This is a genomic window from Streptomyces sp. SL06, assembly GCF_058244745.1.
Window position 1 is genome coordinate 2,023,844 of sequence record NZ_JBSYOT010000002.1, and the last position, 23,567, is coordinate 2,047,410.

Genomic DNA, 23,567 nt, shown 5'->3' on the forward strand with positions numbered 1-23,567 from the left:
GACGGGCCTCGCTCTTTATGACCGTTTTACGTAGGGCTTACATCACGCCCAACCCCCGCGTTCCACTGTTTGGAAGAGCGCTGGCCGCCGTGCTGGAATGCCAGAACTGCCCGATGGTCAAAGACGTACTCAGCGGTAGCACGTACTCGATGACGAACCGGGCTCTGAGACACAGCGGCACGACGTAGGTGCCGACCGCCGAGAGGTTGTTGGTCGAGTGAGGCGAAGCACGAACAGTCCCGAGCCGTCGGCCCGGGGCAACTTCACCCCGCCGCCGCGCACAGCGGCGCCCGCCCCCGCCCCCGCTGCGGAACCCAAGACCGACCCCGCCCCGAGCGGCGGCCGCTTCTCGCCGCGCAACTGGCGGGTGGCCACCCGGCTCAACGCGATCCTGCTCATCCCGGTACTGGTCGGCCTCGTCATGGGCGGCTTCCAGGTGAAGGGCTCGATCGACACCTGGCACGACGCCGAGGACGCCGAGAGCACCGCGCGTCTGGTGCGCGCCTCCCTCGGCTACGCCAGCGCCCTCTACACCGAACGTGACGTCACGGCGGCCCCCCTGCTCCAGGGCAAGGGCGAGAAGGACACCGTCGTCGTCCAGGCCCGGGAGGCGACCGACAAGGCCGCCGACACCTTCGACGAGGCCGCCCGGGGCATGCCCGGCAAGGCCGGCCTGGAGCGCCGGCTGAAGGTGTTCCGCGGGCAGGAGCCCAAGCTCCAGACCCTGCGCGCGGCCGCTTACACCTCCAAGCTCAAGGGTGTGGAGACCGAAGAGGGCTACACCGGGATCGCCCACCCCCTGATGGAGTTCGCCAACGAACTGGGGCTCGGCACCGGCAACATCACCTCCTACGGCCGTACGGTCTACGCGATCTCCCTGACCAAGGCGGCGCTCTCCCTGGAGCGCTCCATCGGCATGCACATGCTGGTCAAGCCGGGCCCGGAGCCCGGCCACCTCGCCAGCCAGCGCGTCGCCCTGTCCTCGTACGCCTATCTCGAACGCGTCGCCGTCGAGGAGTACATCGGCGGCGGTACCGAGGCGGACGCGCAGAAGCTCAAGGACGCCGAGGCGAAGCTCGCGAAGGACGGCGCGGCCATGGCCAGGGAGGCCAAGGTCAAGGACCCGGACTACGTGCCGCCGCCCGCCAACCCGACCACGATGATCTCGGAGCTGGCCGGTCTCGACTCGACGGACACCGGCGCGCGGACCGAGCTGGCCAAGCAGGGCATCACGCCGGACAACTGGTGGGCGGTCAACACCCTCAAGTTCGACGCGTACGGCAACATCGAGTCGGACCTGGCCGACCGGGCGGTGTCGGAGGCCTCCGCCATCGCCGACGACGCCGAGCGGTCCACCTACATCACCGGCGCCGCGGTCGTGGTCGCGCTGCTCGCCGCGTTCATCCTGGCCGGCATGGTGGCCCGCCAGATGAGCCGCGCCATGCGCCGGCTGCGCAACGCCGCCTTCGGCATCGCCGAGCAGCGGCTGCCGATGCTGGTCGACCAGCTCTCGCGCACCGACCCGGGCCGGGTCGACACCCGGGTGCAGCCGATCCCCATCTCCTCCAGGGACGAGATCGGCGAGGTCGCCCGCGCCTTCGACCAGGTGCACCGCGAGGCCGTCCGGCTCGCCTCCGAGCAGGCTCTGCTGCGGGGCAACATCAACGCGATCTTCACCAACCTCTCGCGCCGCAACCAGTCGCTGATCGAGGGCCAGCTGAGCCTGATCACCGACCTGGAGAACAACGAGGCCGAGCCGGACCAGCTGGAGAACCTCTTCCGGCTCGACCACCTCGCCACCCGTATGCGCCGCAACGGCGAGAACCTCCTGGTCCTCGCGGGCGAGGAGCCCGGCCGCCGCTGGGACCAGCCGGTCCCGCTGGTCGACGTGCTGCGCGCCGCCTCCTCCGAGGTGGAGCAGTACGAGCGCATCGAGCTGTCCGGGGTGCCGGAGGCCGAGATCCACGGCCGCGCCGTGACCGACCTCGTGCATCTGCTGGCCGAGCTGCTGGAGAACGCCACCACGTTCTCCTCCCCGCAGACCAAGGTGCGCGTCACCGCGACCCGGCTGCCCGACGGCCGGATCATGATCGAGATCCATGACAAGGGCATCGGCCTGACCGCCGAGGACTTCGCGGACATCAACCACAAGCTGGCCAACCCGCCGACCGTGGACGCCGCGATCTCGCAGCGCATGGGCCTGTTCGTGGTCGGCCGGCTGTCCGACCGGCACGGCATCCGCGTCCAGCTGCGCCCCTCGGGCGAGCAGGCGGGCACCACCTCGCTGGTCATGCTGCCGGACGCCATCACCCACGGTGGCGGCGGCGAGCAGCAGCCGCGCGACGAGTTCACCGTCTCGCAGATCATCCCGGAGCAGCACATCCCGGGCGAGAACTTCGGCCAGGCCGGTCAGCCCATGCTGACCGCAGCCGAGCTGGGCTTCGACGACAGCCGGTACGCCGAGGTCCCCGACGACATACGCGAACTCGACCCGGTCGGACGCTCGCTGATGCGCGAGGAGCGCCGCGCGGCCCTGGAGTCCCACGAGCAGCCCGAGCTGCCGGGCCCGGCCGACCAGGACGGCACCGGGGAGGCCGGGGCCCCCGGGTTCCAGGACCAGTTCACGGGGCAGCAGCCGGTCTACGACCCCGCCCCGGAGGGCTACCAGGAGCAGCACAACGACGCGTACGACCAGCAATCGGCGTACGGCGACCAGCAGCAGCCGTACCAGGAGCCGCAGCAGCCGTCGTACGACGAGCAGTACTACGCGCCCAACGGCGGCCTGCCGCGAAGCGAGGAGTACTCGTCCGACGCCGGCTACTCCGACCCCTCCTACGCGGAGCCGGGTCAGAACGGGCAGCAGGCGGGCCCCGGCACCCAGGACGCCTACTCGACCTTCGAACAGCAGGGGTACCAGGACGACTGGTCCCAGCAGGGCGGCTACCAGAACGGCTATCCGGACCAGTACCCCGCGGGTGCCGCGGAGGCGCATTCCGGGCAGGCCGCTGACGTGAACGAGGCGGACCGCGTAGGCTTCGACCGTCCGGGGCCGGCCGCCTCCGCCGCCCACGAGCTGACCGACGCCGGTCTTCCCCGCCGCGGGTCCGCCGCGAGCGGCACGGGCGGCACGGGCGAGGCGCGGCGCGTGGGCCACGAGGCACCGGCCGCCGCACCGGGGCCCGGCGGTGAGGACGCCTGGCGGTCGGCCAACGACGACCGCTGGCAGCAGGCCTCACAACTGCGCAAGCCCAAGGCGGGCGGGGTGACCTCCTCGGGTCTGCCGCGGCGGGTGCCCAAGGCCAATCTGGTCGAGGGCGCCGCCGAAACCACTCCCCAGGGAGGCCCCCAGGTCTCCCGCGCTCCGGAGGATGTCCGGGGCAGGCTGAGCAACCTGCGGCGCGGCGTCGAGCGAGGCCGCAACGCAGGCAGTGAATCGAACGGCCAGGACACAAGGAATGAGCACCGTGGTCCTGACAGCACCTACAACCAGGAGCGTTAGTGTGAGCCCGATGAGCCAGGCGGCGCAGAACCTGAACTGGTTGATCACCAACTTCGTGGACAACACCCCGGGGGTGTCCCACACGGTGGTGGTCTCCGCCGACGGACTCCTTCTGGCGATGTCGGAAGGGTTCCCGCGCGATCGTGCCGACCAGCTCGCGGCCGTCGCCTCCGGTCTGACCTCACTGACCGCCGGTGCCTCGCGCATCTTCGAGGGCGGCAGCGTGAATCAGACGGTTGTGGAGATGGAACGGGGATTCCTGTTCCTCATGTCCATCTCCGACGGCTCGTCCCTCGCTGTTCTGGCACATCCCGAGGCGGACATCGGTCTCATCGGATACGAGATGGCTCTGCTGGTGGACCGTGCGGGCACGGTCCTGACGCCCGATCTGCGGGCCGAACTCCAAGGGAGCCTTCTCAACTAAAGGACAGACGGTGCGTTTTGGCGTCCCGTAGCCGTAAAGTTTCGGGACGCGGCTCCACATCGATGGGTGCCAGGCACAGTCGGAGGAGGAAGAAGTGGCAGCATCTCCAGGCGGTCCGTCATCGGGCAACTGGTCGTACGGCGCCGGTCAGGGCCGCAACGACGGCTCGGCGAACGGCTACGGCTACCCCTCCGCGCCACGTCACCGGCAGCCGTACGCGCCGCAGGGCCCCGGTCCTTCGCCGTACGACCAGCCGAACGCTCCACGCATCCAGCCTGTGCAGCCGCAACGCCGCACCCCTGAGCCGGCGCCCGCAGGGGCGTCGAACAACCCCCTGGTACGCCCGTATGCCATGACGGGCGGCCGTACCAGGCCTCGATACCAGCTCGCCATCGAGGCGCTGGTGCACACCACCGCGCAGCCGCATCAGATGCAGGGGCAACTGCCCGAGCATCAGCGGATCTGCACCCTCTGCCGGGAGATCAAGTCGGTGGCCGAGATCTCGGCCCTCCTGACGATCCCTCTCGGCGTGGCCAGGATCCTCGTCGCCGACTTGGCGGAGGCGGGCCTGGTCGCCATCCATCAGCCCGGCGGCGACGAGAGCGCCGGCGGCCAGCCAGACGTGACACTGCTCGAAAGGGTGCTCAGTGGACTTCGCAAGCTCTAGCGGCGGTCCTTCCCGCTCCACCACTTCCGCGAAGATCGTGGTGGCGGGCGGCTTCGGCGTGGGCAAGACCACGTTCGTCGGCGCTGTCTCGGAGATCAATCCGCTGCGTACAGAGGCTGTGATGACATCCGCGTCCGCGGGCATCGACGACCTCACTCACACGGGGGACAAGACGACCACGACGGTCGCGATGGACTTCGGCCGCATCACGCTCGACCAGGACCTGATCCTGTACCTGTTCGGCACACCGGGCCAGGACCGGTTCTGGTTCATGTGGGACGACCTGGTGCGCGGTGCGATCGGTGCGATCGTGCTGGTCGACACGAGGCGGCTCGCCGACTGCTTCCCCGCGGTCGACTACTTCGAGAACTCGGGGCTGCCGTTCGTGATCGCGCTGAACGGCTTCGACGGGCAGCAGCCGTACAACCCGGACGAGGTCCGGGAAGCGCTTCAGATCGGTCCGGACACGCCGATCATCACGACGGACGCCCGGCACCGCGCCGACGCGAAGTCGGCGCTGATCACGCTGGTCGAGCACGCGCTGATGGCGCGGCTGCGCTAGCCACCCGTCCTGGCGACACGCCCCCTTCGGCCACTGTGCCGCGGGGGGCTGTTTCGTCGCCGGGTGCGGGGGGACGTGGCCGGTCGCGCAGTTCCCCGCGCCCCTGGGTGGGTTGCCCCGCCGATGCAAGCGAAGAGAGGCCCCTCCGGGTGGAGGGGCCTCTCCTGTCGCTGAGGTCAGCGCCAGCTGTGGGGGGCTCGGAAGCCCGGCTCGCGTTCCAGGCGGCGCCAGCCCGCGCGGACGCGGCCGCCGCCGTGGGCCGGGGCGATCTCGGCGGGGCGGGCGGCGGCGCGGGCCAGGAGGAGGGCCGTGATGGCGGCGACTTCCTCGGGCTCGGCGTGGCCCTTCTCGACGCGGATGTCGGCAGTGGACATGGAAGTGGCTCCTCGGGTCACTGCGGCGGGTTGCCGTGCTTGCGGGAAGGCAGGTCGGCGTGCTTGGTGTGGAGCATGGCCAGGGACCGGATGAGCACCTCGCGGGTCTCGGCGGGGTCGATGACATCGTCGACCAGACCGCGTTCGGCCGCGTAGTACGGGTGCATCAGCTCCGTCTTGTACTCCTTGACCATGCGGGCGCGCATCGCTTCGGGGTCCTCGGCGTCGGCGATCTGCCGGCGGAAGATGACGCCTGCGGCGCCCTCGGCGCCCATCACGGCGATCTCGTTGGTGGGCCAGGCATAGGTGAGGTCGGCGCCGATGGACTGGCTGTCCATGACGATGTAAGCACCTCCGTAGGCCTTGCGCAGGATGAGTGAGATCCGCGGGACGGTGGCGTTGCAGTAGGCGTAGAGGAGCTTGGCGCCGTGGCGGATGATACCGCCGTGTTCCTGGTCGACGCCGGGCAGGAAGCCGGGCACGTCCAGGAGGGTGAGGATGGGGATGTTGAAGGCGTCGCACATCTGGACGAAGCGGGCGGCCTTCTCGCTGGCCTCGATGTCCAGGACGCCGGCCAGGCTCTGGGGCTGGTTGGCGACGACGCCGACGACCTGGCCGTCCAGGCGGGCCAGGGCGCAGATGATGTTGCGGGCCCAGCGCTCGTGGACCTCCAGGTACTCGCCGTCGTCGACGATCTCCTCGATGACCTTGGTCATGTCGTACGGGCGGTTGCCGTCCGCCGGGACCAGGTCAAGCAGGATGTCCGAGCGACGCTCCGCGGGGTCCGAGGACTCGGCGCGCGGCGGGTTCTCCCGGTTGTTCTGCGGGAGGAGGGAGAGGAGGTAGCGGACCTCGGCGAGGCAGGTCTCCTCGTCGTCGTAGGCGAAGTGACACACGCCGGAGGTCTCGGCGTGCACATCGGCGCCGCCCAGGCCGTTCTGGGTGATCTCCTCGCCGGTCACGGCCTTGACCACGTCCGGTCCCGTGATGAACATCTGCGAGGTCTCGCGGACCATGAACACGAAGTCGGTCAGGGCCGGGCTGTAGGCCGCGCCGCCCGCACACGGGCCGAGCATCACGCTGATCTGCGGGATGACCCCGGACGCCTTCGTGTTGCGCTGGAAGATGCCGCCGTAGCCCGCGAGGGCGGAGACGCCTTCCTGGATGCGGGCGCCGGCGCCGTCGTTGAGGGAGACCAGCGGGGCACCGGCCGCGATGGCCATGTCCATGATCTTGTGAATCTTCGTGGCGTGCGCCTCGCCCAGCGCACCGCCGAAGATGCGGAAGTCGTGGGCGTAGACGAAGACCGTACGGCCCTCCACCGTGCCCCAGCCGGTGACGACACCGTCGGTGTACGGCTTCTTGGCCTCCAGGCCGAATCCGCTCGCCCGGTGCCTGCGCAACTGCTCGACCTCGCGGAAGGAGCCCGGGTCCAGGAGCAGCTCGATCCGCTCCCGGGCCGTCAGCTTGCCCTTGGCGTGCTGCGCCGCCGTCGCCTTCTCGCTCGGCCCGGCCAGCGCCCGCGCACGGATCTCGTGCAGTTCGGCCACTCGCCCACGCGCGTCCGTCGGCTCACCCGGCGCCTCATCCAAAACGGTCATGTAGCGACTCTACGAAGCCGACCGAGGAATGCGAGCCGTCGACTCCGTACAGTCTCCGGCGCGTTTTCCTGGTAGCACTGAACAGAACCCCCACCGCGTGCAGCTGTTTCGACTGCTCAGAGGGCCCCCTGCTTGTAGAGGTCACACAAAGCCGTCGGCTGAGAGTCACCTCACATTCATGAGTGGTACATACCACCCCCGGAGTGACGCGAGGGGCGCGGCCCTCACATCGCGCGAAACGGTTGATGACCAAACAGAATGGGTCTACAGTCGGGACCGTTGAAATGATTGAACATTCAACATCAACGTCCGATACGACATCCCCCACGCCGTCCGCTCCCCCGGAGGACACCATGACCACGACCCCCGACCTCGCCACCCTGACCGGCGACTACACGATCGACCCCGCCCACACGACGCTCGGCTTCACCGCCCGCCACGCCATGGTCACCAACGTCAAGGGCAAGTTCGTCGACTTCAGCGGTGAACTGCACCTGGACGGCACCGACCCGTCCCGCTCCACTGCGTCCCTCAACGTCACGATGGACAGCATCGACACCGGGTCCGCCGACCGCGACGGCCACCTCAAGAGCGCGGACTTCTTCAAGACGGACGAGTTCCCGAAGATGACCTTCCGCTCCACCAAGGCGGAGTCCACGGGCGGCGACGACTACCGCATCACCGGCGACCTCACCATCCTCGGCACCACCAAGCCGCTCACCATCGACCTGGAGTTCAACGGCTCCGCCAAGGACCCCTTCGGCAACGAGCGCGTCGGCTTCGAGGGCAAGGCGGAGATCAAGCGCTCGGAGTGGGGCCTGAGCTGGAACGCCGCGCTGGAGACGGGCGGCGTGCTGGTCTCCGACAAGATCAAACTGAACTTCGACATCTCGGCGATCAAGCAGGCCTGACGCCACTCGCCCCGCGCCCGGGTCAGAAGCCGCCGCCGAAGTCCCCGCCGCCGAAGCCGCCCCCGAAGTCGCCGGGGTCGAAGTCGCCGCCGGAGACGTCACCGCCCCCGTGGCCGCCGAAGTCGCCGCCGTACCCGGCGCCGTGGGCGGGGCCCGACATCATGCTGCCCAGCATGGTGCCGACCAGCAGGCCGGGCAGGATGCCGCCGCCGAAGTAGCCGCCCGCCCAGGGGCCGTACGCCGGGCCCGCGTCCCAGTAGGGGCGGCGGCCGTGCTCCGTGTCCACCTCGCGGATCATCGGGTCCCGCCCGTCGGACAGCCGGGCCCGGTCGGCGGCGCAGACCGGAACCTCGCGGGTGGCGCCGCCCGGCGGCGTCCAGGTGACATCGGCGACCGACGGGCCGTGGCGCGGGTCGAAGAAGCAGGGCGGGCGGCGTTCGGGCAGCGGCCCGCCCTCGCGGCGGGCGGCGAGCCGAGCGAGCGAGAAGCGGCCGTCCTCCAATGCCCTGGTGACCGCGCGCACGTCCTCCGGCGCACGGGCGTCCGCCATGTACGTCTTGGCCTGCTCGTAGGCGTCCAGGGCACGTTCGTAGTCCGTGCGCATCGCGTCGTCGGCACCCGGTTCCGCCGGGTGGAAGTCCAGGCGGTCCAGTTCCTCGCCGAAGGCCGTGATGTCCTCGTCGACCACCACCCGCAGCCGTTCCAGCGCCGCCCGCTGTTCCTCCTCGCGGCGGCGCCGGGTTCGCCGGGCGAGCGCGTAGACGCCCGCGCCGCCGACCACCACGACCGCCCCGGCGGTGATCAGGGCGCCTGCCGGGGTGCCGCCGGAGTTCCAGGACGAGGGTGCGGAGCCGCGCACACTGCGCAGCGCGTCGTCGACGAAGTCGTTGAGCTGGGCCTTGGGATCCCCCGCGCCCTGCACGGCCGTCACCAGGTTCTGCACACCCTGGCGGCTCAGCACGCGGCTGTCGGCGCGCGCGTCGAAGCGGTCGCCGAGCCGGACTCCGTACAGGCCGGTGACGCCGGTCTCGGTGCGGAGGTTGCGGAAGAGGTTCTCGGTGGGATAGCCGGCCGGCAGGACCGCCACGAAGACGGGTTCGTCCGCGTCCTCGATCTTGTCGGCGAGCGCCTGCGCGTCCGATTCGGACAGCAGGTCGGAGGCGGCCGGGTCCACGTACACGGGGCTCTCGCGCAGGGCCGCGCCGATCTCTGAGATCTTGGTGTCCGCCTGCGCGCCGGGCGCACCGGCCGTCAGCACCGCCAGCGCGGCGACGACCGGCACGACCAGGAGGCGTATGAGGACTCGTACGCGGGCGTCCTTCATACGTTCGAACGTACCCGAATCCACCGCACTGAGACATCTGTACGAGATCGGGAACCCGGTGCGGCCGGCCGGCTCACTCGGCGGGCGCGACCCCTGCCCGCAGCAGCCCGTACGTGTACGCGTCCTCCAAGGCCTGCCACGAGGCGGCGATGACGTTCTCCGCGACGCCCACCGTGGCCCACTCCCCCGTCCCGTCGCTCGTGGAGACGAGGACCCTGGTGGTGGACTGGGTGCCGTGCACGCCCTCCAGGATGCGGACCTTGTAGTCGACCAGGTCGAGCTTGGCCAGCTCCGGGTAGATCTTCTCCAGGGCGACGCGCAGGGTCCGGTCCAGGGCGTTGACCGGACCGTTGCCCTCGGCGGTGGCCACGATGCGCTCGCCCTTGGCCCAGAGCTTGACCGTGGCCTCGTTGGCGTGGCTGCCGTCGGGGCGGTCCTCGGTGATCGCCCGCCAGGACTCGACGGCGAAGTACTTCAGCGGCCTGCCCTCGGCCTCGGCGCGCAGCAGCAGCTCGAAGCTCGCGTCCGCGGCCTCGTACGTGTAGCCCGCCAGCTCCCGCTCCTTGACCCGCTCGACCACCCGGCCGACCAGTTCGCGGTCGCCGCCGAGGTCGACGCCGAGTTCCCTGCCCTTCAGCTCGATGGAGGCGCGGCCGGCCATGTCGGAGACCAGCATCCGCATGGTGTTGCCGACCCGCTCGGGATCGATGTGCTGGTACAGGTCCGGGTCGACCTTGATCGCGGAGGCGTGCAGGCCGGCCTTGTGGGCGAAGGCGGAGACACCGACGTAGGGCTGGTGGGTGGAGGGGGTGAGGTTCACGACCTCGGCGATGGCGTGCGAGATGCGCGTCATCTCGCGCAGCCGGCCCTCCGGGAGCACCTGCTTGCCGTACTTCAGCTCCAGGGCGGCCACGACCGGGAACAGGTTGGCGTTGCCGACCCGCTCGCCGTAGCCGTTGGCCGTGCACTGGACGTGGGTCGCGCCCGCGTCGACCGCGGCCAGCGTGTTGGCGACGGCGCAGCCGGTGTCGTCCTGGGCGTGGATGCCGAGCCGGGCGCCGGTGTCGGCCAGCACCGTGGCGACCACGGCCTGGATCTGCGCCGGGAGCATGCCGCCGTTGGTGTCGCACAGGACGACGACATCGGCGCCGGCCTGCGCGGCGGCGCGGACGACGGACTTGGCGTACTCGGGGTTGGCGCGGTAGCCGTCGAAGAAGTGCTCGCAGTCGACGAAGACCCTGCGGCCCCGCGCCTTGAGGTGGGAGACGGTGTCGGCGACCATCGCGAGGTTCTCGTCCAGGGTGGTGCGCAGGGCGAGTTCGACATGCCGGTCGTGGGACTTGGCGACGAGGGTGATCACCTGGGCGCCGGACTCCAGGAGAGCCTTGACCTGGTGGTCCTCGGCGGCGGTCGCGCCGGCTCGGCGGGTGGAGCCGAAGGCGACCAGCTGGGCGTGGCGGAATTCGATCTCCTGCTGGGCGCGGGCGAAGAACTCGGTGTCCCGCGGGTTCGCGCCGGGCCAGCCGCCCTCGATGAAGCCCACCCCGAAGTCGTCCAGGTGCCGTGCGATGGCCAGCTTGTCCGCGACCGTGAGGTTGATGCCCTCGCGCTGCGCGCCGTCGCGCAGGGTGGTGTCGAAGACGTGGAACGAATCGTCGAGTGCGCTGGTTGCGGTCATGATCTGAAGGCTCCTGTATGGGATCTCGGTCTACCGGAATGACCGGCTCCACCGTCCATCTGTGATCCCTCGCGCTCTCTTCCCGGCTGGGTGTGGGCCAGGAAAACGAAAAACCTCTCGCGGGTGCGAGAGGTCTGCGCGCGGGTCGAGGACGACGGTGTCCGCCCGTACCTGGTCGTACGTGGCGGTCACTGCGGACCGGCGCGCCTGCTGCCAATAATCATGGCGAACGAGAGCACGGGGGCAGTCTCGCACATTCCGTCCCGCTACTCATCGTCCGTCTCAGAATGCGAGCGGGGGGCGTCCTGATCAGGCCTGGATCCCACGGGCGCCGGTGCGGGCCCGGCCGGGGCCCGCACCGGGTCGGACGCGCCTCATGCCAGGCGGTGCATCCAGCCGTGCCTGTCCTCGGCCGTGCCGCGCTGGATGTCCAGCAGGGCGCCGCGCAGCCGCTGGGTGACCTCGCCGGGCTCGCCGCCGCTCTGCTGCCACTGGGCGCCGGCCCGCTTGACCGTGCCGACCGGGGTGATCACGGCCGCGGTGCCGCAGGCGAAGACCTCGGTGAGGATGCCGTTCTCCGTGTCGCGCTGCCACTGCTCGACCGAGACGCGGCCCTCCTCGGCCTGGTACCCGAGGTCGCGGGCGACGGTGAGCAGGGAGTCGCGGGTGACGCCCTCCAGGATGGAGCCGGTGAGGGCGGGCGTGACGATCCGGTCGCCGTACACGAAGTACAGGTTCATGCCGCCCAGTTCCTCGATCCACCGGTGCTCGACCGCGTCGAGGTAGCAGACCTGGTCGCAGCCCTCGGCGGCGGCCTCGGCCTGGGCGAGCAGGGAGGCCGCGTAGTTGCCGCCGGTCTTGGCGTCGCCCATGCCGCCGGGGACGGCGCGGACGTGGTCCTCGGAGACCCAGATGGAGACCGGCTTGAGACCGCCGGGGAAGTAGGCGCCGGCCGGGGAGGCGATGACGAGGAACAGGTACTCGTTGGCCGGCTTCACGCCCAGGCCGACCTCGGTCGCGATCATGAAGGGCCGCAGATAGAGGGACTCCTCGCCGCCGTGTGCCGGGACCCACTCCTGGTCCTGCCGCACCAGCGCGTCGCACGCCTCGATGAACGTGTCCACCGGCAGCTCCGGCATGCCGAGCCGGCGCGAGGAGGCCTGGAAGCGCCGCGCGTTCTTCTCCGGCCGGAAGGTGGCGACGGTGCCGTCGGGGCGGCGGTAGGCCTTCAGCCCCTCGAAGATCTCCTGCGCGTAGTGCAGGACCATGCTGGCCGGGTCGAGGGAGAGCGGGGCGTAGGGAACGAGCCGGCCGTCGTGCCAGCCCCGGCCCTCGGTCCACCTGATCGTCACCATGTGGTCGGTGAAGTGGCGGCCGAACCCGGGGTTGGCCAGAATCGCCCGGCGCTCCGCGGCGGAGAGCGGGTTGGCGGAGGGCTTGAGCTCGATCGTGGGCGTCGTCATGGGTTGATGTCCTTCACCGGTTCTGATTGTGACGGGCCGCGGTCACGCCCGTACGGCCGGTGGCCGGTGCTAGGACGTCCGAGCATTCCCTGGTGTCGCGGCTTCGCGGTCGATTATCGCGCGCGGCCCACGACGGATGAAACGGGGTGAATGCGGCCCAGGAGTCGATGGTCGCACCTGGCGGACGCAGGAGAAAGCCGCCGGGTGCCTTGTTTCCGGACCCGGCGGCTTCGATGGAGATTCGATCGAGTGGCGCGGCGGGTGTCAGCCGGCTACTCGTACGGCGAGCGCGTCGCCGATCTCGGAGGTGCTGCGGGCGGGCAGGCCGCCGCGCTCGCCGAGGTCGGCGGCGACGGCGTCCTCGATGCGGGCGGCCTCGGCCTCGTGACCGAGGTGGCGCAGCAGCAGGGCGACGGACAGGACCGTGGCGGTGGGGTCGGCCTTGCCCTGGCCGGCGATGTCGGGCGCGGAACCGTGCACCGGCTCGAACATCGAGGGGAACTCGCCGGACGGGTTGATGTTCCCGCTGGCGGCGACGCCGATGCCGCCGGAGACGGCCGCGGCGAGGTCGGTGATGATGTCGCCGAAGAGGTTGTCGGTGACGATCACGTCGAAGCGCTCGGGCTGGGTGACGAGGTAGATCGTCGCCGCGTCGACGTGCATGTACTCGGTGGTGACCTCGGGGTACTCGGCGGCCACCCTGTCGAAGACGTTCGTCCACAGGTGCCCCGCGAAGGTCAGCACGTTGTTCTTGTGGATGAGCGCCAGCTTCTTGCGCGGGCGGGCCTGGGCGCGGGCGAAGGCGTCGCGGACGACGCGCTCGACACCGTAGGCCGTGTTGACGGAGACCTCGGTGGCGACCTCGTGCTCGGTGCCCTTGCGGATGGTGCCGCCGTTGCCTGTGTACGGGCCTTCGGTGCCCTCGCGGACGACGACGAAGTCGATCTGCGGCTCGCCGGCGAGCGGGGTGGCGACACCCGGCAGGAGCCTGGAGGGGCGCAGGTTGACGTGGTGGTCGAAGGCGAAGCGGAGCTTGAGCAGGAAGCCGCGCTCCAGGACACCGGACGGCACCGACGGGTCGCCGATCGCGCCGAGCAGGATGGCGTCGTGCGCCTTGAGGGCTTCGAGGTCGGCGTCGGTGAGGGTCTCACCGGTGGCGTGGTAGCGCCGGGCGCCGAAGTCGAACTCCTTGGTCTCCAGCTTCACGTCCTGCGGAAGGACGGCGGAGAGGATCTTCAGGCCTTCGGCCACGACCTCCCGGCCGATGCCGTCACCGGGGATCACTGCGAGCTTGAGGGTGCGAGAGCTTGCCGACATGGACCGCACCCTACGCCTCGTCCCACGGGATGACATGCGGCGTCCGGCATGCGGACGCCGCGAGGTCCCGTCGGCGTACCGTCGGCGTCAGTGGCCGGTGGCTCCGCCGTTGTCCCGGCGGTCGAGGGCGCGCTGGAGGGCGGCGGCGGCGTTCTTGCGGTCCGAGTCGCTGGTACGGGAGAGGTGGCGGACTCGGCGGCGGACGGTGGTCTCGGCCATGGGAATCGACTCCTTCGGCGCAGCGCACGGAAGTGCGGAGAAAACATGGGGGGTACGACGAGACACCGGAAGAGGCGGGAAGCACGGTGCCGCAGGGGTTGCCTGCACGGGGCCCGGCTCACGACCGCCATCCGCCCGATCGAGCGGGAACGTTCGGCTCCTACAAAGCTAAGGGAGCGTGGAGTGTCTGTCTCCACATTTAGTCGGGCTTCCTACTATCTGAGACAGTGCCCTCGGTCACACGGCCCCGACCTGCGAAAACGCCCGGCGGGCCAGGTCAGTGCGACCTGGCCCGCCGGGCGTTTCGGGTGCGGGGGTCAGCCCATGTGCGGGTAGGTGTAGTCGGTCGGCGCGACCAGCGTCTCCTTGATGGCGCGGGTCAGGGTCCAGCGCATGAGGTTCTGCGGGGCCCCGGCCTTGTCGTTGGTGCCGGAGGCCCGGCCGCCGCCGAAGGGCTGCTGGCCGACCACGGCGCCGGTCGACTTGTCGTTGATGTAGAAGTTGCCGGCCGCGTAGCGCAGCTTCTCCATCGTGTGGGCCGCCGCCGCGCGGTCGTTGGCGACGACCGAGCCGGTGAGGGCGTAGTCGGACACCGACTCCATCTGGGTCAGCATCTCGTCGTACGCGTCGGCCGAGCTGTCGTCGTAGACGTACACGGCGAGGAACGGGCCGAAGTACTCGGTGCGGAAGACCTCGTTCTCGGGGTCGGTGCACTGGACGACCGTCGGGCGCACGAAGTAGCCGACCGAGTCGTCGTAGGAGCCGCCCGCGACGATCGTGCAGGTCTCGTCCGCCTTGGCGCGGTCGATCGCGGCCTTGTTCTTGGCGAAGGACCGCTCGTCGATGACGGCGCCCATGAAGTTCGACAGGTCGGTGACGTCACCCATGGTGAGGTAGTCGACCTCGGCGGCGAACTCCTCCTTGAATCCGTCGTTCCAGATGGACGCCGGGATGTACGCGCGGGAGGTGGCGCTGCACTTCTGGCCCTGGTACTCGAAGGCACCGCGGGTCAGCGCGGTCTTCAGCACGGCGCGGTCGGCACTCGGGTGGGCGACCAGGAAGTCCTTGCCGCCGGTCTCGCCGACCAGGCGCGGGTAGGTGCGGTACTTCTCGATGTTGTTGCCGACGGTCTTCCACAGGTGCTGGAAGGTCCTGGTCGAACCGGTGAAGTGGATGCCCGCGAGGTCGCGGTGCTCCAGGGCGACCTCGGAGACCTCGATGCCGTCACCGGTGACGAGGTTGATGACGCCCTTGGGCAGCCCGGCCTCCTCCAGGAGCCGCATGAGCAGCACGGCGGCGTGGGTCTGGGTCGGGGACGGCTTCCAGACCACCACGTTGCCCATCAGGGCGGGCGCGGTGGGCAGGTTGGCCGCGATCGCGCTGAAGTTGAAGGGCGTGATCGCGTAGACGAAGCCCTCCAGCGGGCGGTGGTCCATGCGGTTCCACACGCCCGGGGAGTTGGCCGGGGGCTGCTCGGCCAGGATGCCCCGGGCGTAGTGGACGTTGAAGCGCCAGAAGTCGACCAGCTCGCACGGGCTGTCGATCTCCGCCTGCTGGGCCGTCTTGGACTGGCCGAGCATGGTGGAGGCGGCGATGGTCTCGCGCCACGGTCCGGACAGCAGTTCGGCGGCGCGCAGGATGATCGCCGCGCGGTCGTCGAAGGACATCGCGCGCCAGGCGGGGGCGGCGGCCAGGGCGGCGTCGATCGCGTCCCGGGCGTCCTGGCGGGTGGCGTTCGCGTAGGTGCCAAGGCGCGCCTTGTGGTTGTGCGGCTGCACGACGTCGAAGCGCTCGCCGCCGCCCAGCCGCCTGACACCGCCGATGGTGCAGGGCAGATCGACGGGGTTGTCGGCGAGGTACCGGAGCTTCTCCTCCAGGCGGGCGCGCTCCGGGGAACCGGGGGCGTATCCGTGCACGGGCTCGTTGACGGGGGTGGGGACCTGGGTCACAGCGTCCATGGGTTCCGTTACTCCTTAACTGAGCGGGTTGTACGAGCGGGTGCGGGCTCAGCCCTCGGTGACGATGGAACGGGCGAAGAACCGGAGGTTGGTCCGACCGTGTCAGCCACGGCCGACCACACTCCGCGCGAAGAACCGGAGGTTCGCCGGCTTCTCCGCCAGACGGCGCATGAAGTAGCCGTACCAGTCGGTGCCGTAGGCGGTGTAGACGCGCATGCGGTGGCCCTCGGCGGCCAGCCGCAGGTGCTCGTCGCCGCGGATGCCGTAGAGCATCTGGAACTCGTACTCGTCGAGCTTGCGCCCGGCGGTGCGGGCCAGCTCCTGGGCGATGGAGATCAGGCGGGGGTCGTGCGACCCGATCATCGGGTAGCCCTCGCCCTCCATCAGGGTGCGCAGGATGCGCACGTACGCCTTGTCGATCTCGTGGCGCTGCTGGTACGCGACCTCTGCGGGCTCCTTGTAGGCGCCCTTCACCAACCGTACGCGAGAGCCGCTGTCGGCCAGGCGTCGTGCGTCGGCCTCGGTGCGGAAGAGGTAGGCCTGGATGACGCAGCCGGTCTGCGGGAAGTCCCCGCGCAGTTCCTCGTGGATGGCGAACATCGAGTCGAGGGTGGTGTGGTCCTCGGCGTCGAGGGTGACCGTGGTGCCGATCTCCGCGGCGGCCTCGACGACCGGGCGGACGTTCTTCAGGGCCAGCTCGTGGCCGCCGTCCAGCGCCTGGCCGAACATGGACAGCTTGACCGACATCTCGGCGCGGGTGCCGAGGTCCAGCGGCTTGAGCCGGTCGATCAGCTCCAGGTAGGCGTCCCGGGCGGCCTCGGCCTGTGCGGGGGTCGTGATGTCCTCGCCGACGACGTCCATGGTCAGGTCCAGGCCCCGGTCGGTGAGGCTGCGGACGATCGGCACGATCTCGTCGACCGTCTCGCCGGGGATGAACCGGTCGACGACCGGCTTGGTCACGGGCGCGGCCGAGACCAGACGACGCATCCGGTCGCTGCGCGACGCGGCCAGAATCACGGGACCCAGCACGGGGCACCTCCACTTGCCGACCAACACACGGCCGCTCCCCGACGATTCGGGAACGGCACGGAGAACCACCGTGAAATCTAAGGATCCCCCCGATCGTCGGCCATCGACAGCTGTCACGCATCCGTGCCGCAGATCTCAGACAGATGTATGAAGGGCGGGCGCGAATGCGGCAAAATGGCCGAGTGATGTCGGATTCCAGAGGTTCCACAGGCTCCGGGGGACCCGGCGGCGACTACCAGGAGCTGGTCGACGAGATCTCGGAGCTGCTGGGCGCTCCGGCGACCCTGGAGAACCGCGACTTCGAGCTGATCGCCTTCGGCGCGTACGACAGCGAGGGCGACCTCGATCCCTCCGCGCTCGACCCGGTGCGCACCCGCTCGATCCTGACCCGGCGCTCCACGGCGGCGGTGCGGTCCTGGTTCGAGAGCTTCGGCATCACCCGCGCGACCGGTCCGGTCCGTATCCCGCCGACCCCGGAGGCGGGGGTGTACCGGGGGCGCACCTGTCTGCCGGTCCGGCATCGGGGGGTGGTCCTCGGCTATGTGTGGCTCCTGGACACCGACCCCGGCCCGACCGAGCGGCAACTGACCGCGGCGATGGAGGTCACGGCCCGGATCGGCGCACTGCTCGCGGACGAGGCGCAGCACGGCGCGGACCTGAGCCGGGAGCTGAGGGCGGTGCTGACCGCCGAGCGGGACTGGCAGCGGGACATGGCCGTGGCGGAGCTGCGCACCGCGCTCGGCGCCCGCGCGGACACCCCGCACGCGGTGGTGTGCGTGGCACCCTGGCCGTCGGCCGATCCCGACGACGCGCCCTCGGTCCGTACGGTGCCGGGCGCGACGGCCCTGTGCACGGTCCCCTGGGGCACCGCGGGCCACGCACTGGCCCTACTGGTCCGACTCCGCACGGCGGACGCGGTGACCCCGGCGACATCAGCGGCGGGACGACTGCTGGAGCGGGCATGGGGGGTGGGCGGGGCTGCCGGGGCGAGCGGCGCCGGTGTGGCTGGCGGGGCAACCGGTGGTGGCGGGGCTGACCGGGCAGCCGGGGTCGGTGTCGCCGCTGGGATCTCCGGGCCGCGGGTGGGGCTGGTGGAGTTGGGGGCGGCCTGGGGGGAGGCGGCGGCCGCGGCGCGGGCGGCGCGGGCCGAGGGGCGGTTCGGGCCGGTCGCGGAGTGGACGTCCATCGGCCCGTTCCGCCTGCTGACCGCCCTGCCCCCGCACGCCGCCCGCGATCCCGCCGTACGGGCGCTGCTCTCCCCCACCCACCGCGAGCTGGCCCGCACCGCCGAGGTCTACCTGGACCGCGCGGGCCAGGCCGGGCGCACCGCGGCCGAGCTGGGCATCCACCGCCAGACGCTGTACTACCGGCTGTCGCGGGTGGAGCAGCTCACGGGCCTGGACCTGGCCGACGGCGAGGACCGGCTGCTGCTGCACATGGCGCTCAAGGCCCACCGTCTGTAGTGGCTCCCGGGTGGCCCCGCGGCCCGGGTTCCGGGGACAGCCGGGCCGGGTCGGCCTCGGTCACGGCCGTCCTCGCGTCCAGCTCCCAGCCCTTGCCGTACGCCGCGGCGAAGGCCTCCTCGCCCAGCGCGGCCCGCCCCCGGCGGGTGAGGTCGCGCACCTGCCGGTCGGTACGGTCGTGCGCGCCCCGCAGCCGGGCGGCGGCGCCGAGCAGGAGGGCGGCCTCGTGGTGCCACCCCTGCGCCTCGGCGAGCGCGGCCGAGTTCACCGTCACCAGCGAGAGCATCGGCAGGTCCCGGGTCTCCAGCGCCGCCGCGTACGCCTTCGTCAGCGCCCGCCACGCACCGGTCCGGTCGCCGCACTCCAGGCAGAGCGAGGCCCGTACGCCGCCGACCAGCGTCCGCGCGTGGTCACCGGGGAAGGGGATGTCGCCGAGCAGACCCCGTTCTGCGCCGTCGAGCAGTGCCCGTGCCCGGTCCAGGTCGCCGAGCCGCAGCCGCAGGACGGCCTCCAGGGCGTCGACGAGGAAGGGCATCCCGGGCGATTTCGTGCGCAGCGCCCGTTCCCGGGCCGAGTCGATCAGCGCGATCACCAGGTCGGTGTCCCCGCGTCGCAGGTACAGGTCGATCCAGCGCAGGTCGCCGAGCACCTCACCGGCGAGGCTCCGCGAGCCGAACTCGCCGGCCAGCGACCGGGACTCGCGCAGATCGGCCAGCGCGCCGTCGAGATCGCCGTCGTACTGGCGCAACTGGGCGCGCACCGGCAGCACGTTCGCCCGGCCCCAGCGGTCGCCTGCCTGCCGGAAGCAGACCAGGGACGCCTCCACGTCGGTGCGGGCGCGGTCCAGTTCGCCCGCGTTCTCGGCGAACTGCGCCCGGAACATGCGGGCCAGCCCGGACAGCCACACGTCGTCGCCGTCGACCAGGCGCTCGACGATCGCGGGCGTGGTCCTCTCCCCCTGGAGGAACGCGAGCGAGATGGCGGCGAGCGCGCCGTGGGGGCCCGGCGACTCGGGGCGGGCGAGCAGCCGGGCGGCCAGTTCGCGGGTCCCGGCCCGGTCCTCCGCGATCTCCTCGGCGGTCCTGTCCCGCCGGGTGGCGGGCCGGTGGAGCAGGCGGATGGCGCGGGCGCGGTCGCGGTCCGCCGTGGGCGCGTCGCCGGGTACGGCCAGTGCCTCGCCCAGCCAGTGGGCCGCGTCGGGGTGCCGGCCGAGCATCTGCCAGTACCAGGTCAGGTTCAGGGCGAGGGAGAGGGCGCCGGGGGCGTTCCCGGTCTCGCACCGCCTGCGCAGGGCGGCCAGGGTGTTGTCGTACTCGGCGTCGACGACCCGCATGGACGCCAGCTGGCCGGGCCCGCGCAGCCGCGGGTCGTGCCGGGCCATCAGCGCGGCGAAGTGGTCGGCGGCCAGGTCGCGGACGGCGTCGAGTTCGCCCGCCGCGGCCAGCCGGCCGGTGCCGTACTCGCGCAGCGTCTCCAGCATGCGGTAGCGGCCCGGGTCGGGCGCGAGCCGGAGCAGCGACCGGTCGACCAGGGCGGCGAGCAGTTCGGGGATGTCGGCGGCCGGCACCGCGGTGCCGGCCGAGACCGCGGTGGCCGAGGCGGGCGTGACTCCGCCGGGCAGGGCCGCGACGCGGTCGGCGACCGTGCGCTCGTGCTCGCTCAGCAGGTCCCAGCTCCAGGCGATGACCGCGCGCAGCGTGCGGTGCCGGGGCAGCGCGGTGCGGCTGCCGGTGGTGAGCAGCCGGAACCGGTCGGAGAGCCCGTCGGCGAGTTCGGGCAGGGAGAGCGTCCGCAGCCGGGCCGCGGCCAGTTCGAGCGCGAGCGGCATCCCGTCCAGGCCGCGGACCACCTGCCGGACCCGGGGCAGCGTCGTGCCGTCGACCTCGAAACCGGGGCGTACGGCCGCGGCCCGCTCGGTGAACAGCCGTACCGAGGCCGCCGTACGGGCCTCCTCGACGCCGGCGTCCGGGCCGGGCAGCGCGAGCGGGCCGAGCGGCACGAGCGCCTCGCCCTCGACCGCGAGGGGTTCGCGGCTGGTGGCGAGCACGCGCAGCCCGGAGCAGCGGGACAGCAGGGTGGTGACCAGGTGGGCCACGGCGTCGATCAGGTGCTCGCAGTTGTCGACCAGCAGCAGGCTCTCCCGGCCGTCGAGCAGGTGGACGAGCAGGTCCGGCTCGTCGCCCTCGATCCGGGTGCGCGCGTCGAACATCGCGCCGCCGCGCGGACCGGTCCCGGCGAGCAGGGCGGCGCCGACCTTGTCCGGCTCGGTGACCGAGGCGAGGTCGGTCATCCAGACGCCGTCGCGGTACTCGTGGCGGTGGCGGTGGGCGGCCTCGACGGCGAGCCGGGTCTTGCCGGCGCCGCCGGGACCCAGCACGGTGACCAGGCGCCCGGCGGTGAGCAGCGTGCCGATCCGGGCGAGGTCGTCGTCGCGTCCGACGAGGCCGGTCAGCGGCACGGGCAGGTTGCCCGGCCCGGTCCTGGCGGCCTGCGGGGCGGGCGGCTCGGCGCGCAGCAGGCTCAGGTGGCGCTCGCGCAGGGCGGCGCCCGGGTCGGTGCCGAGGTCGTCGGCCAGGGTCTCGCGGACGCGCTCGTACAGGGCCAGGGCCTCGGCCCGGCGTCCCCGGGCGGCGAGCGCGTCCATGAGCAGGGCGGCGGCCCGCTCGTGAACGGGGTGCCCGGCGAGCAGGGCGGTCAGGCGGGCGGCGGCCTCGTCGGCCCGGCCGAGGGACAGCTCGGCGTCGGCGAGGTCGGCGACGGCCTCGGCCGAGACGTGGGCCAGCCGGGTCGCGGCGGCGGGCGCCACCGCGGCGACGGCCGTGGGCTCGGTGGCGGGGTGATCGCCCCACAGCGCCACGGCCTCGCCGAGCACGGCCGCCGCGGTGTTCGGGTCGCCGGCCCGCAGGCGGTCCCGGCCGGTCTCGGCCAGCCGCTCGAACCGGAGCGCGTCCACGTCGGCCGCGGCCACGTCGAGCCGGTAGCCGCCCGCCATCCGCGCGACGCCGTCGGCCGAGCCGAGGATCCGGCGCAGCCGGGAGACGAGTGCTTGCAGCGCGTGGGCGGCGTCGGCCGGCGGATCCTCGGCCCAGACCGCGTCGACCAGGGCGTCCCGGGCGACCGGGCGACCGCCCGCGAGCGCCAGCCGGGCGAGCAGCCCCCGCAGGCGCGCGCCCCGAACGGGCAGGGCGGCTTCGCCGCGGGACACCTCGAAGGCCCCGAGCAACCTGATGCCCAGCCGCGCGTCCCCGTCCATCCGCCCATCCTCCCGCGCACACCCTCGACTCCCCAAACCAGCGCCCGGCCCTCACCCGCGCCGCCGGGTCACGGCGGCGGGCGCGACCGGCGTGTCAGCGTCGTGTGCGCCGCTGTCAGCGCCGTGTGCGCGCCGTGTGAGCGGTCTCCGTCAGTCTGCGAGTGCCGGGCATTCCGCAGCCGGCCGGCCGGGGCACACCGTCCCCCGGAAGCGGCTCCGGCCGCGTGGACCTGCCATCGGCCCACCGGCCCATCGCCCATCGCCCATCGCCCATCGAAGAGAGAAGCCCTCATGCATGACGTACTGATCGTGGGAGCCGGCCCGGTCGGCCTGCTCCTCGCCTGTGAGCTGGGCCTCGCGGGCTGCTCCGTCCTGGTGCTCGAACGTGAGACGGAGCCCTCTTCCCCCTGGAAGGCCAACCCGCTCGGGATGCGGGGCCTGTCCGCCGCGTCGGTCGAGGCGTTCTACCGCCGCGGGATGCTGCGCACGCTGCTGACCGCCTCGGGCGTCGACGGCGATCCGGACGCGGACTCCGACGCGGACGAGCCGTCGCCTCCCCGTGGCGTGGGCCACTTCGCCGGCATGATGCTCAATCCGGCCGACGTCGATGTCGCCGCCCTGCCCTTCCTGCTGCCCAGCCCGGGGTCGCAGGGCGTGATGACGAGCCTCGAAGCGGTCGAGGCGGTGCTGGCCGAGCGGGCGTCCGCGCTCGGCGTGGAGATCAGGCGCGGCGTCACGGTCTCGGCCGTCGCGCAGGACGAAGAGGGGGTCGTCGCGCGGTCCGGTGAGGACACGTACCCGGCACGCTGGCTGGTCGGCTGCGACGGCGGACGCAGCGCGGTGCGAGGGCTCGCGGGCTTCGAGTTCGTCGGCACCGAACCGGAGTTCACCGGCTACGCCGCGCTCGTCACCATCGCCGACCCCGAGAAGCTGCGCCCCGGGTTCAACCCGACGCCCAACGGCATGTACCTCCGCACGCAGGTGAAGGAGTACGTCGCCGTGCTGGACGGCGACGGCGGCGCCTTCGACCGCTCGCGGCCGCCGACCCGTGAGCATCTCCAGGCCGTTCTGCGCCGTGTGTCCGGCACCGACGTGACGCTGACCGACGTCCGTCTCGCGTCGAGCTTCACCGACCGGGCGATGCAGACGACGACCTACCGGCAGGGGCGGATCCTGCTCGCGGGCGACTCCGCCCACATCCACTCCCCCCTCGGGGCACAGGGGCTCAACCTCGGTCTCGGCGACGCCATGAACCTGGGCTGGAAGCTCGCGGCGACCGTGCACGGGAGCGCACCGGAGGGGCTCCTCGACACCTACACCCGGGAACGCCGTCCGATCGGCGCCGACGTGCTCGACTGGACGCGTGCCCAGACCGCCGTCATGAAGCCGGACCCGCACGCCCAGGCGGTCCGGGCAGTGCTGCGCGACCTGCTCGGGACCCGTGACGGGACGACCTATGTGTTCGGGAGGACCTCGGGGCTGTCGAACCGCTACGACCTCGGCGACGAGCATCCGCTGGTCGGGCGCAACGCCCCGGAACTGCGTCTCAAGGACGGCACGCGCCTCGGCGAGCTGATGCGGGACGGGCGCGCGGTCGTGCTCGACTTCGGCGACGAGGAGGCCCTGCGCGGTCCCGCGGCGGCCTGGGGCGACCGGATACGGTATGCGGCCGGGCCGGCGAGGAACGACCTCGGATCGGGTGCCGTGCTGGTCCGCCCGGACGGCACGGTCGTCTGGGCGGGTGACCGCGTCCCCGACCGTGCGGCGTTCGAGAGTGCGGCGCGCCGCTGGCTCGGTGAGCCGGGCAGGTGAGGATCCCGCCGGC

Annotated in this window: 17 protein-coding genes; 7 read left to right on the plus strand and 10 right to left on the minus strand. The window is 71.8% G+C overall.

Annotated elements, in window-relative coordinates; genetic code table 11:
* Positions 1-217: 217 nt before the first annotated feature.
* The 4 genes from AC4IHM_RS09055 (at position 218) to AC4IHM_RS09070 (ending at position 5,152) form a co-directional block, all read left to right on the plus strand.
* Complete coding sequence (locus AC4IHM_RS09055; protein ID WP_490866551.1) at positions 218-3,499, plus strand: nitrate- and nitrite sensing domain-containing protein; 3,282 nt, start codon at positions 218-220, stop codon at positions 3,497-3,499.
* Positions 3,500-3,509: 10 nt separating this feature from the next.
* Entirely contained in the window at positions 3,510-3,923 is a 414-nt protein-coding gene (locus AC4IHM_RS09060) for a roadblock/LC7 domain-containing protein (protein ID WP_030948713.1), read from the plus strand.
* 94 nt (positions 3,924-4,017) lie between these two features.
* A complete protein-coding gene (locus AC4IHM_RS09065) occupies positions 4,018-4,590 on the plus strand; it encodes a DUF742 domain-containing protein (protein WP_490866552.1) in 573 nt (190 codons plus the stop codon).
* Positions 4,571-5,152, plus strand: a complete 582-nt coding sequence (locus AC4IHM_RS09070; protein WP_009314218.1) for a GTP-binding protein — start codon at positions 4,571-4,573, stop codon at positions 5,150-5,152. The genes AC4IHM_RS09065 and AC4IHM_RS09070 overlap by 20 nt, the downstream gene beginning before the upstream one ends.
* A 176-nt stretch (positions 5,153-5,328) precedes the next feature.
* On the opposite strand, the gene AC4IHM_RS09075 is transcribed toward AC4IHM_RS09070, so the two are convergent.
* Both AC4IHM_RS09075 and AC4IHM_RS09080 read right to left on the minus strand, forming a co-directional pair.
* Entirely contained in the window at positions 5,329-5,526 is a 198-nt protein-coding gene (locus tag AC4IHM_RS09075; RefSeq protein ID WP_361578782.1) for an acyl-CoA carboxylase epsilon subunit, read from the minus strand.
* Positions 5,527-5,543: 17 nt separating this feature from the next.
* Entirely contained in the window at positions 5,544-7,127 is a 1,584-nt protein-coding gene (locus tag AC4IHM_RS09080; RefSeq protein WP_490866553.1) for an acyl-CoA carboxylase subunit beta, read from the minus strand.
* 353 nt (positions 7,128-7,480) lie between these two features.
* Between AC4IHM_RS09080 and AC4IHM_RS09085 the strand changes: the two genes are divergently transcribed.
* Positions 7,481-8,038 (plus strand): YceI family protein, encoded by a 558-nt coding sequence (locus AC4IHM_RS09085; RefSeq protein ID WP_490866554.1) that lies wholly within the window; start codon positions 7,481-7,483, stop codon positions 8,036-8,038.
* 22 nt (positions 8,039-8,060) lie between these two features.
* Here AC4IHM_RS09085 and AC4IHM_RS09090 read toward each other — a convergent pair whose 3' ends face one another.
* The 7 genes from AC4IHM_RS09090 to AC4IHM_RS09120 all read right to left on the minus strand — a co-directional run bounded on the left by AC4IHM_RS09090 (position 8,061) and on the right by AC4IHM_RS09120 (position 17,026).
* Positions 8,061-9,362, minus strand: a complete 1,302-nt coding sequence (locus AC4IHM_RS09090) for a hypothetical protein (RefSeq protein WP_490866555.1) — start codon at positions 9,360-9,362, stop codon at positions 8,061-8,063.
* A gap of 73 nt (positions 9,363-9,435) precedes the next feature.
* Positions 9,436-11,040 carry a citramalate synthase gene (gene cimA, locus AC4IHM_RS09095; protein WP_490866556.1) on the minus strand — a complete coding sequence of 535 codons (1,605 nt, stop codon included), beginning with the start codon at positions 11,038-11,040 and terminating at the stop codon, positions 9,436-9,438.
* Between the two features lie 374 nt (positions 11,041-11,414).
* Entirely contained in the window at positions 11,415-12,503 is a 1,089-nt protein-coding gene (locus AC4IHM_RS09100; protein WP_490866557.1) for a branched-chain amino acid aminotransferase, read from the minus strand.
* 264 nt (positions 12,504-12,767) lie between these two features.
* Complete coding sequence (locus AC4IHM_RS09105) at positions 12,768-13,820, minus strand: 3-isopropylmalate dehydrogenase (protein ID WP_490866558.1); 1,053 nt, start codon at positions 13,818-13,820, stop codon at positions 12,768-12,770.
* A gap of 87 nt (positions 13,821-13,907) precedes the next feature.
* Positions 13,908-14,039 (minus strand): hypothetical protein, encoded by a 132-nt coding sequence (locus AC4IHM_RS09110; protein WP_007444772.1) that lies wholly within the window; start codon positions 14,037-14,039, stop codon positions 13,908-13,910.
* 317 nt (positions 14,040-14,356) lie between these two features.
* Entirely contained in the window at positions 14,357-15,997 is a 1,641-nt protein-coding gene (gene pruA, locus AC4IHM_RS09115; RefSeq protein ID WP_490866559.1) for an L-glutamate gamma-semialdehyde dehydrogenase, read from the minus strand.
* A gap of 102 nt (positions 15,998-16,099) precedes the next feature.
* Positions 16,100-17,026, minus strand: a complete 927-nt coding sequence (locus tag AC4IHM_RS09120) for a proline dehydrogenase family protein (RefSeq protein WP_490866560.1) — start codon at positions 17,024-17,026, stop codon at positions 16,100-16,102.
* 164 nt (positions 17,027-17,190) lie between these two features.
* On the opposite strand from AC4IHM_RS09120, the gene AC4IHM_RS09125 reads away from it, so the two are divergent.
* Positions 17,191-18,489, plus strand: a complete 1,299-nt coding sequence (locus AC4IHM_RS09125) for a PucR family transcriptional regulator (protein WP_490866561.1) — start codon at positions 17,191-17,193, stop codon at positions 18,487-18,489.
* Here the strand turns inward: AC4IHM_RS09125 and AC4IHM_RS09130 are convergent.
* On the minus strand, positions 18,470-21,742 hold the full coding sequence (locus tag AC4IHM_RS09130; RefSeq protein WP_490866562.1) for an ATP-binding protein: 3,273 nt from the start codon (positions 21,740-21,742) through the stop codon (positions 18,470-18,472). The genes AC4IHM_RS09125 and AC4IHM_RS09130 overlap by 20 nt on opposite strands.
* A 291-nt stretch (positions 21,743-22,033) precedes the next feature.
* On the opposite strand from AC4IHM_RS09130, the gene AC4IHM_RS09135 reads away from it, so the two are divergent.
* Positions 22,034-23,554, plus strand: coding sequence for an FAD-dependent monooxygenase (locus AC4IHM_RS09135; RefSeq protein ID WP_490866563.1), 1,521 nt, complete (start codon positions 22,034-22,036; stop codon positions 23,552-23,554).
* The last annotated feature ends 13 nt before the right edge of the window (positions 23,555-23,567 follow it).